The organism is Stenotrophomonas acidaminiphila (assembly GCF_014109845.1).
Classification (GTDB): domain Bacteria; phylum Pseudomonadota; class Gammaproteobacteria; order Xanthomonadales; family Xanthomonadaceae; genus Stenotrophomonas; species Stenotrophomonas acidaminiphila.
Window position 1 is genome coordinate 902001 of the sequence record NZ_CP043567.1, and the last position, 15228, is coordinate 917228.

A 15228-nucleotide genomic window follows, 5' to 3' on the forward strand; every position below is an offset into this window, starting at 1 on the left:
AACGCCTACATCAAGCCGCCTGCACGATATGCAGCGCCTTCGGGTTGCGCCACGTGGCCAGCAGCGCCGCCTCGCGCGCCCTGGCGTCGTGCAGGTGCGCTTCCTTGACGTGGCCGTAGCCGCGGATGTGCTCGGGAATGCTGGCGATCTCCACCGCCAGCGCCAGCCGGCCGGCGTCCAGCGACCCCAGCAGTTCCTGCAGGGTCCGCTCGTAGTCGGCGATCAGCTGGCGTTCGCCGCGGCGCTCGGCGGTATGCCCGAAGATGTCGAAACGGCTGCCGCGCAGGCCCTTGAGCCGCGCCAGCAGGCCGAAGGCCTTGAACATCCACGGCCCGTATTCCTTCTTCTGCAGGCGGCCCTGCTCGTCGCGCTTGGCGAACAGCGGCGGCGCCAGGTGGAAACGCACCTGGTAGTCGCCCTCGAACTGCTGTGCCACGCGCTTGAGGAAATCGCCGCTGGTGTACAGGCGGGCGACCTCGTACTCGTCCTTGTAGGCCATCAGCTTGAAGAAGTAGCGCGCCACCGCCTCGGTCAGCGCGGTGCTGCCCGGCGCCACGCGCTGCTCGGCCTTGCGCACCGCGTCCACCAGCTGGCGGTAGCGGGTGGCGTAGGCGGCGTCCTGGTAGTCGACCAGGAACCCGCCGCGGCGCGCGATCAGTTCGTCCAGCGAGCGCGACAGGCGGGTGTCGTCCAGGGTCGCGAAGGGGGTGTCGCCGGGGTGCGGGTCGCTGGCGGGCAGGCCGCGGACTTCCGGCTCGTTGCCCGGGTTGCGCGGCGCCGACGGCGCGCCGGCTTCGCTGCCTTCCCACTCGCCCGGCGGCAGCTCGCGCAGCGTGCCCGGGGTGCGCTCGGCTTCGGTCGGCGCGTTGCGTACCAGCCCGGCGGCCTGCTGCACCGCCTGCGGGTCGATCGCGGCCAGGCGGCCCCAGGCGAAGGCGCGCTGGTTCATCTCGATGGCGGCGCCGTTGAGTTCGATGGCGCGCATCAGCGCTTCCAGCGACAGCGGCACCAGCCCCTGCTGCCAGGCGAAGCCGAGGATGAACAGGTTCGAGGCGATGGCATCGCCCAGCAGTGCGGTGGCCAGCTGGGTGGCATCGAGCAGGATCGGGTCGCGCCCGCCCAAGGCCACCTTCACCCCGGCGATGATGTCGGCGGCCGGGAACTGCATGTCCGGGTGCGTGGTGAAGGTGCCGGGCATCGCCTCGTAGGTGTTGAGCACCACCTGCGAACGTTCGCCGCGCACCTTGGACAGCGCCCAGTAGTCGTTGACCACCACCATGTCGCAGCCCAGCACCAGGTCGGCTTCGCCGGCGGCGATGCGCACGGCGTGGATGTCCGATGGCGCACGCGCGATGCGGATGTGGGTGGTCACCGCGCCGCCCTTCTGCGCCAGCCCGGTCTGGTCGAGCACGGTCGCGCCCTTGCCTTCCAGGTGCCCGGCCATGCCCAGCAGCGCGCCGATGGTGACCACGCCGGTGCCGCCGACGCCGGTGATCAGGATGTTCCAGGGCTGGGACAGGTCGCTGCGGAACGCCGGGCTTGGCAGGTTGTCGAGCAGGCTGGCGGCATCGCTCCTGCGGCCCTTGCGCAGCTGGCCGCCGTGCACGGTGACGAAGCTCGGGCAGAAGCCGGTGGTGCAGGAGAAGTCCTTGTTGCAGTTGGACTGGTCGATGTCGCGCTTGCGGCCGAACTCGGTCTCCTTCGGCAGCACCGACACGCAGAAGCTCTTCTGCCCGCAGTCGCCGCAGCCTTCGCAGACCAGCGAGTTGATCATCGTGCGCTTGGGCGGATCGACCAGCTTGCCGCGCTTGCGGCGGCGGCGCTTCTCGGTGGCGCAGGTCTGTTCGTAGATCAGGATGCTGGTGCCCTTCACCGTACGCAGGTGCTTCTGCACCGCGTCCAGCTCGGCGCGGTCGTGGAACTCCACGTCGGCCGGGAACTCGTGGCGGCGCAGCTTCCACCTGGTGATGTCGTCGGACAGCAGCACGATGGTGTGCACGCCTTCGGCGCGCATCTGCTGGGCGATCTGCGGCACGGTGAGCGTGCCGTCCACCGGCTGTCCGCCGGTCATCGCCACCGCGTCGTTGTAGAGGATCTTGTAGGTGATGTTGACGCCGGCGGCGATCGCCTGGCGGATCGCCAGCGAGCCGCTGTGGAAATAGGTGCCGTCGCCGAGGTTCTGGAACACGTGCGCGGTGTCGGTGAACGCCGCCTGCCCGGCCCAGGTGACGCCTTCGCCGCCCATGTGGGTGAAGGTGTCGGTGTCGCGGTCCATCCACGTCACCATGTAGTGGCAGCCGATGCCGGCCATCGCCCGCGACCCTTCCGGCACGTTGGTGGAGGTGTTGTGCGGGCAACCCGAGCAGTAGTGCGGCACGCGCGGGAACTGCGCGCGCGGCAGCGCCATCTCCGCTTCCTTCTCGTCCATCCAGCGCAGGCGCTGTTCGATGGACTCGGTGTTGAAGAAACGCTGGATGCGGCGGCCGATGACCCCGGCGATGGTGGCCGGGGTGAGTTCGCCGGTGGACGGCAGGATCCACTCGCCCTGCTCGTCGTACTTGCCGACGATGGACGGGCGCGCGCCCCAGCCGGCCGGCCAGTTGTAGAAGTACTCCTTCATCTGCCGCTCGATGAAGGCCTTCTTTTCCTCCACCACGACGATGTCTTCCAGGCCGCGCGCGAACGCGCCGATGCCCTGCGGCTCCAGCGGCCAGGTCATGCCGACCTTGTAGACGCGGATGCCGATCTCGGCGCAGGCGCGCTCGTCCAGGCCCAGGTATTCCAGCGCCTGCAGCACGTCCAGGTAGCTCTTGCCGGTGGTGACGATGCCCAGCCGCGCGCGCGGCGAATCCATCACCACCTTGTCGATGCCGTTGGCGCGTGCAAACGCCTGCGCGGCCTTCACCGCGTAGCGGTGCAGGCGCATCTCCTGCTCCAGCGGCGGATCCGGCCAGCGGATGTTGAGCCCGGCCGCCGGCATCTCGAAATCCTCCGGCAGGATGATCCGGCGGGCGAACGGGTTGACGTCCACCGAGGCCGAGGATTCGACCGTCTCGGCGATGGTCTTGAAGCCGATCCAGCGCCCGGTGTAGCGGCTCATCGCCCAGCCGACCAGGCCCAGGTCGAGGATGTCCTGCACGCCGGCCGGGTTCAGCACCGGCATCATCGCGCTGACGAATTCGTCCTCGCTGCCGTGCGGCAGGGTCGAGCTGCGGCAGGCATGGTCGTCGGCGGCCAGGGCCAGCACGCCGCCGTGCCGGGACGTGCCGGCGGCGTTGGCGTGCTTGAACACGTCGCCGCACCGGTCCACGCCCGGGCCCTTGCCGTACCACATGCCGAACACGCCATCGACGTTGGCGCCGGGGAACAGGTTGGCCTGCTGGGTGCCCCAGACCATGGTGGCGCCGAGATCCTCGTTGAGCCCGGGCACGAACTTCACCTTCGCCGCCTCCAGGTGCCGGCGGGCGCGCCACAGCTCCAGGTCGAAGCCGCCCAGCGGCGAGCCACGGTAGCCGCTGACGAAGCCGCCGGTGTTCAGCCCGGCCGCGGTGTCGCGCTGCTGCTGCATCAGCGGCAGCCGCACCAGTGCCTGCACGCCGCTCAGGTAGATGCGCCCGTCGGTGCGGGTGTACTTGTGCTCGAGCGTGTAATCGCGGTCGCGCACGCCGATCAGCGGCGTGTTGGCGGAGGCGGGGGAGGTGAGTTCGGCGGTACTGGTCATGGCTGGCCCATTGCAGGAACGGCTGGCGTCGGCTGCCGCGCCAGGGCGGCGCGCACGCGGCCGGCGATTGTACCAGCGCGGGTTTTGCCGCCCTGCCGGAGACCTGCCGCGGGCACGCCGGGGCGCCCGCAGCCGCCCCGGATCCCGGGGCCGGGGTCGCGGAGCGTCCGCCGAGCGGTTAGGATCGGACCTTGCTGGAACATGAATGATGGGGATTGCAACATGCAGGTGATAAGGGGCGTGGCCGGTGGCCTGATGCTGCTGGCCGGCCTGTTCTGTTCGACGGCGTGGGCAGAAGGAATGCCGAAGATCGCCGAGTTCTACTTCGATGACGACGTCGCCGCCCGGCCGGTGCACGCGCTGCCACCGGAGCAGCCGGGCCTGGTCGACCAGCTGATGAAGCTGCGCGAACGCGGCCGCAAGGGCGTGGAAGCCACGATCCAGCTGGCCGGCGTCGCCTATGCCGAGAACCGGGTGGAGCTCGGCGAGAAGCTCTACCAGGAGGCATTGGCCGCCGTTTCGGAGAGCTCGTCGCAGGCCCGCGGCATCCGCTGGAACCAGGGCTGGAGCCTGTATCGGCACGGCGATGCCGAAGCGGCGCTGCAGCAATGGAGCGCCGCTGCGCAGGCCACCCGCGGCAACGTCGCATGGGTGCCGCCAACGCTGGCCCTGGCGCTGTGGACGCTGGGCCGCCGCGACGAAGCCGTGCAGTGGTACGCGGCGGCGGTGCGGACCGAGCCGCAGCTCTGGAACGACCCGGCGCGCTTCGCCCAGTTGCTGCCGGCATGGACGGACGAGGAGCGCGCGCGCCTGGCCGAAGTGCAGCGGGCCTGGGCTGCCAATCCGCCGGCCTGGCCCTGAATTCACTGTTGCCCTGGCGGCCGGGGCGCGTTCCGCCGGCCGTTGCGGCGTGCATGGCGCATGCCGCTGGCCGATGGGGGGCCGGGGCGATGCCGCTGCCATGGATGCAGCAGGCGGCCTGTCGCATCCGCGGCATGCCGGTCGGTGAAGTCCGGCCGCGCGCCTGCCCCGGGTCGGCCCGGGTGCTGTCGGCCGCCGTATTCAAACCAGGAAGGAGCCGGTGATGAAGGTCTGCGGGGGATTTGTCGTATTGGCCGCCCTGTTGGCGTCCGCCACGGTCGCTGGATCGACCGCCCCCGGGCCGGTACCGGCCGGGGATTTCCATGGGCCGCTGTGGCGGCGTGCGCAGGAACTGGCGGCCAGCGGCCGGCCGCTGGAACTGCTGGTGGCCTCGCGCCTGGCGTTTTCGCAGGAGCCATCGACGCCGCCGCGCGCTGCCGGCGAGCCTGCGCCGAGCGACGAGTGGCTGGAGCGTGCGATCCGCACCGGCAGCGACCAGCCGGTGATCGCGCGGGCGGCGGTGAGCCGCTGCATCGCCACCGGCCGCTGCGATATCCCGGCTGCCATCCAGACCCTGCGTACGCGCGAAGCGGACGACGCGGTCTCGCAGTTGCTGCTGTGGCGCATGGAGATGGTCCGCGGAAGTCCCGCCACCATGGCGCTTGCGTGGGAGCGGGTCGCCAACGCCACGCGCTTCGTGGACGAGTACGCCGAAGGCGTTGCCCTGTTCGACCGCATGACCCGCGGCGTGCGTCTGCCCGCGCCGGATGATGGCCCATCCGCAGACCCGGACCTGCGGCGCCTGGAGGTGGTGTACGGGCTGTCGGCGGGGTTGTCGATGACGGCGCTGGCCGATCTCCACCGGCGCTGCCGGGCCGGTGCCGCCGATGCCGTGCTCGACGAGGGTTGCCGGCACCTGCTGACGGTGATGGCTGACAGCGCTTCGCTGCTCGCCAACAGCTTTGCGACCAGCAAGCTGCTGGCCGCTGCGAGGGATGCCGCCGAGCGTGCGCGCTGGCAGGAGCGCAGGCGGGAACTGGCATGGATCACCACGGAGGCTTCGGGGCTGCTGGGCGCCGATTCCGACGTCGTGCCGGGAGTGGACACGCATGCCTACCTGCGCTGGACGGTGGAATCCGGCGAGCTGGGCGCGATGCGGCAGTTGCTTGCCGTGAACGGCATTCCCGTGCAGCCGCCGGCCGGTTGGCAGCCCCCGCGGGTCCCGTGACGGGAGCGCGGATCCGCCGCGCCGGCGGATCCGCATCAACCGGGGTTCCGTCGCCTGTGCGCTGCAGGTGCCGCGCCGGGCGCGGCCCGCTTCACCCGGCCGGTACCGTGCGCCCGCGCGCCCAGTCACGCAGTGCTTGCACCTGCTCGGCCATCAGCACCGACAGCGGCCGCGTGCTGCGGATCTCGGCCATCAGCAGGTCGGTGTCCAGCGGCCTGCGCTCGGCATGCGCGGCGTACAGGCCGGCGACCACCGCCTGTTCGATCTCGGCGCCGGAAAAGCCATCGGCGGCGGCGGCCAGGGCGGGCAGGGCGAAGCCCTCGGCGTCCAGTCCACGTTTGTCCAGGTGCAGGCGCAGCAGCTCCACGCGGGTGTCGGGCGTGGGCAGGTCGACGAAGAAGATCTCGTCGAAGCGGCCCTTGCGCAGCAGTTCGGCCGGCAGCTCGTGCACCTGGTTGGCGGTGGCGACGATGAACACCGGCGCCTTGCGCTCGGCCATCCAGGTCAGCAGGTAGCCCAGCACCCGGCGCGAGACGCCGCCGTCCTCGCCGCTGCTGGCCAGGCCCTTCTCGACCTCGTCGATCCACAGCACGCACGGCGCCAGCTGTTCGGCCGAGGCCAGCGCGTCGCGCAGGTTCTTCTCGGTTTCGCCGTGGTACTTGTTGTACAGCGTGGCGAAGTCCAGCCGCAGCAGCGGCACGCCGAAGCCCGCGGCGGTGGCCTTGGCCAGCATCGACTTGCCGCAGCCCTGCACGCCGAGCAGCAGCATGCCGCGCGGCGGGTCCAGCCCGGGCGGCGCATCGCCGGCGACGAACACCGCCCTGCGCTGTTCGATCCAGCGCTTGAGCCGCGTGGCACCGGCCACCTCGCCGAAGCGCGCGCTGTCGTATTCGTAGTGCAGGTGGCCGCTGCGGTTGAGCAGTTCGAACTTCAGCCTGGCCAGTTGCGGCAGGTCGTCGGCACGCAGCGCGCCGTCGGCATAGATCAGCTGGCGGGCGATGCGGCGCGCGTCGGGCAGGCTCAGGCCCTGCAGGTTGCGCAGGATCTGCCGCACCGCGTCCTGGTCCACCTCCACGCGGCGGCCGCCGTTGTCGCCGGCGTAGGCGGCCGCTTCCTCGCGCAGCATCTTCAGCAGCGCGTTGGCGTCGGGCAGGCGCGGATTGAAGCGGGTGGCCAGCGCCTCCAGTTCGGCCGGCAGTTCGACCTTGGTGCCGACCAGCACCAGTACGTGCGGCTGGCTGTGCCGGCGCTGCACGATGTCGCGCAGCAGGCGCTGGTGGCTGGCGTAGCCCAGGTAGGGGTGGAAATCGAGCAGCAGGTAGATGCCGCGCTGCTCCGCCTCCTGGATCATCCGCAGCGCCGAGCTGGCGTCGGGCGGCCCGACGGCGTCGTCTTCGCGATCCATGTCGATGCGGCGCAGGCCTTCGGTGATCGACCAGCGGTACAGCGCACGCCACACGTGCATCAGCGCCTGCCGGAACAGGTCCACCACGCGGGCCTCGTCGGCGGTCTCGATGACGATCAGCGGGGTATTGGCGCGGATCAGCGCGGTCAGGTCCTGCAGTTCGCTCATGGTGGCTCCGGTGTGGGCCGCCACGATAGCAAAGCACCCCGTCCCGGCAGGGGTGTCCTCACGCGCCGACTACCGCGGCCGTCGCGCACCGGTGTACGCTGCGGGCAGTCCCGCGCAAAACGAGGCGTGCATGAAGACGATCCTGGTGGCCGGTTCCAAGGGCGGTGTGGGCAAGAGCACCATCGCCACGCACCTGGCCGCGCATGCGGCGCTGCAGGGCAGGGCGACGGTGATCGCCGATGCCGACCCGCAGGGGTCGAGCACGCGCTGGGCGGAGCGCCGCGCCGGCCTGGACAGTGCCGTGCTGCCGGTGGATGTCCACCGCAGGAAGTCCTGGGAGAAGCACATCCCCGATGGCGCCGAAGAGGTGATCATCGATGCCCCGGCCGGCGCGCTTGCGGACGATCTCGAGCATTTCCTGGACGTGGCCGATGCGGTGGTGGTGCCGGTGTTGCCGTCGGCGCTGGACATCGAGGCCATCGTCGGTTTCCTGAACAGTCTGGCCAGGGTCAAGCGCGTGCACTCGCGCGCGCTGCCGGTGGGCCTGGTGCTCAACCGCACCAAGCCGTGGACGCAGACCTCGCAGCAGGCGCGGCAGATGCTGGCGCAATGGCCCTACGAGGTGGTCGCGCAGCTGCGCGACAGCCAGAGCTACGTGGTCATGGTCGGCCTGGGCCGCAGCCTGTTCGACTACCACTCCGCCCAGGTCCGCGAACACCAGCAGGACTGGGAGCCGCTTCTGAAATGGTTGAACAAGGTCTGACCCGGAGCTAATGAACCCTCATGCGTGAACTGATCCTGCTGCGACATGCCCATGCCGAGCCGGCCGACAATGGCCTGGCCGATATCGACCGTCCGCTTTCCCCGCATGGCCTGGCCGAGGCCGAGGCGGCCGGTCGCTGGCTGCTGGAGCAGCGGCTGGTGCCGGACCGGGTGCTGTGCTCGCCGGCGCGGCGCGCCCGCGAGACGCTGGAGGCGGTACTGTCGCTGACCGGCTATGTCGAACAGCGCCTGGAAGAACGGATCTACGACGCCACCCCCGGCACCCTGGCCGCGCTGGTGGACGAGCACCGGGAGGTCGAGCGCCTGCTGCTGGTCGGCCACAACCCGGGCATGGAACGGCTGGTGGCGCTGATGCACAGTGGCCAGTCCGGCGACTACCGCGGCATGCCCACCGCTTCGGTCGCGGTGCTGTCGTTGCCGATGGCCGCGGCCATCGAACCGGGCATCGCCCGCCTGGCGGCCTTCTGGTGGCCCTGAGCCGATGATCCGGTTCCGTCGCCAGTGCCGGCGCGCCGCCCCTGCCCGGGCGCGGCGCCTGCCCGCCGGCATGAGCCGCGAGCCGGCCGGGCGCGCCTGCGTGGCCGCGCGCCGTCCCTGGGCCGTGGACAGGGACTGAACGCATGCGGTGGGTGCGTTGCGGACTGCTGCTGAGCTGGCTGGCGGCGACGGGCACGGCGGCCGCGGCGCAGCCGCTGCAGTTCGATACCGCCCATTCGCGCTTCGGTTTCGAGATCCGCACCCGCTTCGGGCAGCGGATCGAGGGCCAGTTCCCGCGCTTCGACGGCTGGATCACGGTGCTGCCCGACGGCCGCCACCAGGTGCGCCTGCGCATGTTCACCCAGTACGTCGAGATTCCCGACAAACCGCGATACACCGGCTGGATGCGCGGCGAGGAGTTCTTCGACGCGCAACGGCACCCGCTGGTCGAGTTCGAGTCCGATCCCTACGAACCGGATATCGTCGAGCGCGGTGGCAATGTGCAGGGGCGGCTGACCATCCGCGGCATCAGCCGGCGCGAGGTGCTGCGCCTGGAAGAACCTGAATGCGCAAGGCCGGGCTATGATTGCGACCTGGTAAGCCGGGGTACCGTCCAGCGCGGTCGTTACGGCATGGACAGCTGGCAGTTCGCCCTGAGTGATCGTGTGACCTTCATATTGCGTACGCGCCTGGTGGGCGCCCCCCAGCCGTGAACCTGCTGCTGCGCCTGCTGCTGCTCGGCGCTGCGCTGCTGGCCGGCGGCTGCGCGTCGCTGTCCGCGCAGCAGCGTGACCGCGCGCAGGGCATCGCCGTGTCTGCCCGTCCCACCGCCCTGGACTGCGCCCGCGCCGACCGCTGCGCGCTGCAGTCGCCGCTGCGCGCGCTTGGCGCCCAGGCCATGGCCGACTCCGCCGCCGCCGGCGCGCCGCGGCACTACGCCACGATCCTCGACGAGGGCGAGCTGTCGCTGGTGGCGCGGCTGAACCTGATCCACAGCGCCAGCCGCAGCATCGACCTGCAGACCTATATCTTCGATACCGACGACAGCGCGCGCATGATCATCGACGCGCTGCTGGACGCCGCCCGCCGCGGGGTCAGGGTGCGGGTGCTGATCGACCAGCTCTCGGCGATCTCCGACGTGGAGATGCTCGCCGCGCTGTCCGGCGCGCATGCCAACTTCGAGCTGCGCATCTACAACCCCACGTTCGGCAAGGCCAAGCTCAATTACTTCGACTACGCCGGCAGCGTGCTGTGCTGCTTCCGTCGCTTCAACCAGCGCATGCACAACAAGCTGCTGGTGGTGGACGGGGTGGTCGGCGTGGTCGGTGGCCGCAACTACCAGGACGACTATTACGACTGGGACCGCGAGTACAACTTCCGCGACCGCGACGTGGTGGTGGCCGGGCCCGAGGCGCGCGAGATGGCCGGCAACTTCCAGGCGTTCTGGGACGCGCACCGCAGCGTGCCGGCCGAGCGCCTCAACGATGTCGGCCGCACCCTGCTGCGGAACGGCGTGCCGGCAATGCCCGCGGCGCATTTCCGGCGCCCGGAGCGGGTGGCGCGCGCCGCGGCCGAGGCCGCCGACCCGGCGTTCGTCGCCGAGGCGTTCGTCGATACCGCGCTGCCGGTGCGCGCGGTGGCCTATGTCGCCGACCTGCCGCGCAAGCACCGCAGCGACCCGCTGCCCAACGCCAGCGAACCGCGGCTGGACACGCTGATCTCCGGCGCGCGGTCCGAGGTGCTGCTGCAGACCCCGTACCTGGTCCTGTCCAAGCCGGCGCAGCAGCTGTTCAAGGACCTGCGCGCGCGTCCGCAACCGCCGCGCGTGGTGGTATCCACCAACAGCCTGGCGGCGACCGACAACCCGATCGTCTATGCGATGGCCTACAAGTACAAGCGCCGCAACCTGCGCGTGCTGGGCTTCGACATCCACGAGTACAAGCCATTCCCGCTGGATGCGCCGGTGTCCCCGGACAACCTGCTGTCCGCGGCGCTGGACGACACGCAGGTGCCGCCACCGCCGCGCCGCCTGATCGGGGCGAGCGCGGCCGGCAGCAATGTGCGCGGCAGCGGCTCCGGGCGGCGTGCCGGCGCCGACGGCAGCGAAGTCGAACGCGAAGTGCTGCGCACCGAGACCCGGCCCTCGTTCCTCGGCAGCAAGGCGGCCAACCGCCCGCTGCCGGTCACCCGCCGCGGCGCGCGCATGGGCCTGCATGCCAAGTCGCTGGTGGTGGACCGCCGCATCGGCGTGGTCGGCACCCACAACTTCGACCCGCGCAGCGAGAACTACAACACCGAGGGCGCAGTGATCATCGACGACCCGGTGTTCGCCGAGAAACTGGCGCAGAGCATCCTGCGCGACATTTCCCCGGACAATGCCTGGGTCGTGGCGCCGCGCGAGAAGGCGCCGGTGCTGTCGGGGCTGAACTACAGCCTGGGCAAGGCTTCCGAGGCGCTGCCGATCCTCGATGTCTGGCCGTGGCGCTATGCCACCAACTACGCATTCCAGCCGGGACCGGAATGCCCGCTGCCGCTGTCCCGGCACGCCCCGGATTTCCGCCGCTGCTACGTGCCGGTGGGCGACTTCCCCGAGGTCGACGTCGGCCCCAAATGGCTGCTGGTGCGGATGCTGACCGCGTTCGGCGCCGGGCTGGTGCCGATCCTGTAGCGCGCACACGGCGCACGGACGCGGCTTCGGTCGCAATGGCCGTCCCCGTGCCTGCACCGGGGACGGCCATGGGCCACGCCTTCAAGCTCGGCGACCACGTGTGCCGGGCTTCCGAAGCCGGCCACCTCGCCGGCGCTGTCATCCGGGCGCATGCCCGCGACACGGCGTACAGGGGCCACGTGCGCCGTTGCAGCGAAGACGACCGGCAGTGCGAGAACCGCAGTGACCGCAGCGACCACGTCGCCATGCACCGCGGCACGGCACCGGAGAAGACCGGCCGACATGGAAGACGCCGTCACGCTCTGGACCCTCGGCCACGCCACCCGCTGCGGGGGACGATTTCCTCGCGCTGCTGACCGGTTGCGGTATCCAGGCCGTGGCCGATGTACGTCGTTTCCCGGGTTCGCGGCGCCATCCGTGGTTCGCCGGCCGGACCCTGGCGCGCACCCTGCCGGCGGCGGGCGGGGAGTACCTGTGGTTGCCGCAGTTGGGCGGGCGGCGCCGTGCGCAACCCGGCTCTTCCAACGGCCGCTGGCGCAATGCCGCCTTGCAGGGCCATGCCGATCGCCTGGACAGCGCCGAGTTCGCCGATGGACGGGCGCGTTTGCTGGAACTTGCCGCGCGCCGCCGCACCGCGCTGACGTGCGCCGAAGCACCGTGGTGGCGCTGCCACCGCCGGCTGATCGCGGACCTGCCCGGCGTGCGCGGCATCGGGGTGCGGCAGATCCTCGATGCCGGCCACGCAACGGCGCACGCGCTCACCGCCACCGCGCGCGTGGTCGACGGCCGGCTGCGCCATCCGCCGGCGCAGGACGACCTGTCCGGGTGAGCCCGGCACCGGCGTGGCACCGTAGACTGGCATGCACCCCACACCGGTCATCGCCATGGCTTTCCGCGCCCCCGTTTCGCTGGATGAACTCAACCGCCTCAGCCGCGGCACCCTGATCGACCACCTCGGCATCGTCTTCACCGGCGCCGGCGAGGACTGGCTGCAGGCGACCATGCCGGTGGACGAACGCACCCGCCAGCCCTACGGCCTGCTCCACGGCGGTGCCTCGGTGGTGCTGGCCGAGACCCTGGGCAGCAGCGCCGGCAACCTGTGCGTGGATACCGCCAGCCAGGTCTGCGTGGGGCTGGAGATCAATGCCAACCACCTGCGCGCGGTCCGCACCGGCGTGGTCACCGGCACCGCGCGCGCGCTGCACGTCGGGCGCACCACCCAGGTCTGGGAAATCCGCATCGAGAACGAGGCCGGCAAGCCGGTGTGCATTTCGCGCCTGACCCTGGCGGTGGTACCCGCCTGACCCGCCGCCGGGCCTATGCGTGCGCCAACGCGGGGTCCGCCAGGCGCTCGCGGATCCACGTTTCAAGCTCGTATGCGGGCAGTGCCGGGGTGAAGTGGTAGCCCTGGGCGATGCCGTAGCCCTGCTCGCCGAGCAGGCGCAGCTGTTCGACGCTTTCCACGCCTTCGGCGACCACCGTCAGCCGCAGGCTCTGGCCGATATGGGCGATGGCGCGGGTCAGCGCGCTGGCCACCTCGTCGTTCTCGATGCCGCGAACGAAGCTGCGGTCCAGCTTGAGTTCGCTGATCGGCAGCAGGCGCAGGTAGCTCAGGCTGGAGTAGCCGGTGCCGAAATCGTCCATCGACAGGCGCACGCCCAGCGCGTGCACCGCATGCAGCGTGCGCAGGGTGCTGGGGTCGTTGTCCAGCAGCACGTCCTCGGTGATCTCCACCTTCAGGTCATCCGGTGCCAGCGCTTCGCGCCGCAGCACCTGCTCGATCCGCAGCGGCAGTTCCAGGTCGTGGAAGTCGGTCGGCGACAGGTTCACCGCCACCGAAGGCACCTGCAGCCCGGCACGCCGCCATCGCGCCAGCTGCGCGCAGGCTTCCTCCAGCACCCAGTGGCCGATGTCGCCGATCAGCCCGCATTCCTCGGCCAACGGGATGAACTGCATCGGCGGCACGTCGCCCAGGCGCGGGTGCCGCCAGCGCGCCAGCGCTTCCACGCCGCGCAGGCGGCCGTCGCCGATGCCGACCTGCGGCTGGTAGTGCAGGTGCAGCTGGCGCTGCTCGACCGCCTCGCGCAGCGCGGTCTCCAGCGCCAGCCGCTCCTGCGCGTTGTGGTCCATCTCGCGGGAATAGAACCGGGCACCGTTGCGGCCGCTGTTCTTGGCCTGGTACATGGCCACGTCGGCATGGTGCAGCAGGGTCTCGGTGTCGTGGCCGTCGTGCGGGAACATGCTGATGCCGACGCTGGCCGACGGCCGGATCTGCACGTCGTCCAGCTGCAGCGGCAACGACAGCCGGCGCAGGATGCGCTCGGTGCGTTCGCCAGCGGACTGCGCGTCGCAGGAGTTGAGCACCATCACGAACTCGTCGCCGGACAGGCGGCCGACGATGTCCGCCGGCCCGGCCTCTTCCTGCAGCCGGTGCGAGACCGCGCGCAGCAGCTGGTCGCCCCCGGGGTGGCCGAACGAGTCGTTGATCTGCTTGAACCGGTCCAGGTCGATGAACAGCACCGCCAGCGCCTGCTCGGTGGCGGCGGCCGCGCTGATCGCCTGGTCGGCCTGGGCATGCAGCAGGTTGCGGTTGGGCAGGCCGGTGAGGTCGTCGTAGAAGGCCAGCCGGCGGATCCGGTTGCGGGCCTCCTCGCGCTCCAGCGCCAGCGCGCACAGGTGCACGATGACGTCCACCAGGCGGCGGTGGAAGGCATCGGGATCGTGCGGGTGGCGGTAGTAGAAGGCGAACGTGCCCAGCACGCGGCCGTCGCTGGCCTTGATCGGCGTGGACCAGCAGGCCGCCAGCCCGTGCGCCAGCGCCATGTGGCTGATGCCCTGCCAGTTCGGATCCAGCGCGATGTCGCGCGCCACCACCGTCTGCCCGGTATGCGCGGCAGTACCGCAGCTGCCCACGCCGGGCCCGATCGGGATGCCGTCCACCTGTCGCGTGTAGGCGTCCGGCAGGCTGGGCGCGGCCAGCGTGCGCAGCCGTCCATCCTCCACCCGCAACACCGAGCACAGTACCTGCGGCGCGATCTGCTCGACGTCGCGGCACATCATCTGCATCACCTCGCTGGTGGGAACCTCGCGCACCAGCGCATCCAGCATGCGGTGCTGCAGTACCTCGTGCACCTTGGTGTGGGTGATGTCCATCAGCACGATGACCAGGTTGGCCAGCGCGCCGTAGTCGTCGAAGATCGGGTTGATGCTGATCGCGCACCACAGCGGGCGGCCGTCGCGGCAGGCCACGCGTTCGTCGCAGCACACCGGCTCGCCGGCCAGCAGGCGCGCGGCCTGGGCCAGCGTCGTGCGGCGCCGGGTGCGGTCGGGCACCAGCAGCGCGGCGACGTGGCGGCGCAGGACCTGGCTGGCATCGAAGCCGAACAGGCGGCAGAAGCCCTTGTTCAGATGCACCACGCGGCCGCGCGCGTCGGTGATCAGCACCGCGCTCTGGGTCTCGTCGAAGCCCAGCGACAGCAGCCGCTCGCGCTCCTGGCGCTGGCGCCGGCTGGTCACGTCGCGGATGAAGGCCATGTGCAGCTGGCCGTCGACGGCCGGGGTGCGCGCCAGCGCCACGCTGATCCAGCGGCTCTGCCCGTCCTTGCGCACCAGCTGCACGTCACGCGGCTGGCTGGCCAGTTCGCGCACGCGGTTGGCCGAGCCCGGATGCAGGTCGCTGTCGTAGCGTTCGCGCATGGCCGCCGGGGCCAGGAAGCCCAGGTTGCGCCCCGCCACCTCGTCGCGTGACCAGCCGGACAGGGCCTCCATCGCCTTGTTGAAGTACACGATGCGGTTCTGGCCATCGAACACGATCACGCCGCTGTCGACCTGCTCCAGCGCCGCCGACAACAGCGGCAGCATGTCCCCGGCCAGCGACCGCGATAACCGCTCCATGTCCACGCTCCCCTGAAGGCGTG

The 15228-nt window shown here is 70.9% G+C and carries 11 protein-coding genes; 8 read left to right on the top strand and 3 right to left on the bottom strand.

Annotated features, from left to right (window positions below):
• Positions 1-10 precede the first annotated feature (10 nt).
• The gene (locus tag F0P95_RS04145) at positions 11-3721 is read right to left on the bottom strand and encodes an indolepyruvate ferredoxin oxidoreductase family protein (protein ID WP_182335792.1); all 3711 of its coding nucleotides are present in this window, start codon (positions 3719-3721) and stop codon (positions 11-13) included.
• A gap of 222 nt (positions 3722-3943) precedes the next feature.
• Between F0P95_RS04145 and F0P95_RS04150 the strand changes: the two genes are divergently transcribed.
• Both F0P95_RS04150 and F0P95_RS04155 read left to right on the top strand, forming a co-directional pair.
• Entirely contained in the window at positions 3944-4582 is a 639-nt protein-coding gene (locus tag F0P95_RS04150) for a tetratricopeptide repeat protein (RefSeq protein WP_182335793.1), read from the top strand.
• A 250-nt stretch (positions 4583-4832) separates the two neighbouring features.
• Complete coding sequence (locus F0P95_RS04155) at positions 4833-5810, top strand: hypothetical protein (RefSeq protein WP_182335794.1); 978 nt, start codon at positions 4833-4835, stop codon at positions 5808-5810.
• Between the two features lie 91 nt (positions 5811-5901).
• Here the strand turns inward: F0P95_RS04155 and F0P95_RS04160 are convergent, their stop codons facing one another.
• On the bottom strand, positions 5902-7383 hold the full coding sequence (locus F0P95_RS04160; RefSeq protein ID WP_182335795.1) for an AAA family ATPase: 1482 nt from the start codon (positions 7381-7383) through the stop codon (positions 5902-5904).
• A gap of 130 nt (positions 7384-7513) precedes the next feature.
• Here F0P95_RS04160 and F0P95_RS04165 point away from each other — a divergent pair, with 130 nt between their 5' ends.
• The 6 genes from F0P95_RS04165 (at position 7514) to F0P95_RS04190 (ending at position 12615) form a co-directional block, all read left to right on the top strand.
• On the top strand, positions 7514-8146 hold the full coding sequence (locus F0P95_RS04165) for a ParA family protein (protein WP_054668550.1): 633 nt from the start codon (positions 7514-7516) through the stop codon (positions 8144-8146).
• 20 nt (positions 8147-8166) lie between these two features.
• Positions 8167-8643 (top strand): SixA phosphatase family protein, encoded by a 477-nt coding sequence (locus tag F0P95_RS04170; protein ID WP_054662172.1) that lies wholly within the window; start codon positions 8167-8169, stop codon positions 8641-8643.
• A gap of 143 nt (positions 8644-8786) precedes the next feature.
• A complete protein-coding gene (locus tag F0P95_RS04175) occupies positions 8787-9356 on the top strand; it encodes a YceI family protein (RefSeq protein ID WP_182335796.1) in 570 nt (189 codons plus the stop codon).
• The gene (locus tag F0P95_RS04180) at positions 9353-11311 is read left to right on the top strand and encodes a phospholipase D family protein (RefSeq protein WP_182335797.1); all 1959 of its coding nucleotides are present in this window, start codon (positions 9353-9355) and stop codon (positions 11309-11311) included. The genes F0P95_RS04175 and F0P95_RS04180 overlap by 4 nt, the downstream gene beginning before the upstream one ends.
• Positions 11312-11687: 376 nt before the next feature.
• Positions 11688-12140 (top strand): DUF488 domain-containing protein, encoded by a 453-nt coding sequence (locus F0P95_RS04185; RefSeq protein ID WP_331252902.1) that lies wholly within the window; start codon positions 11688-11690, stop codon positions 12138-12140.
• 55 nt (positions 12141-12195) lie between these two features.
• Complete coding sequence (locus F0P95_RS04190; RefSeq protein ID WP_182336761.1) at positions 12196-12615, top strand: hotdog fold thioesterase; 420 nt, start codon at positions 12196-12198, stop codon at positions 12613-12615.
• 13 nt (positions 12616-12628) lie between these two features.
• Here F0P95_RS04190 and F0P95_RS04195 read toward each other — a convergent pair whose 3' ends face one another.
• Positions 12629-15205: an EAL domain-containing protein gene (locus F0P95_RS04195; protein ID WP_198422021.1), complete on the bottom strand. Its 2577-nt coding sequence runs from the start codon at positions 15203-15205 to the stop codon at positions 12629-12631.
• Between the last annotated feature and the right edge of the window lie 23 nt (positions 15206-15228).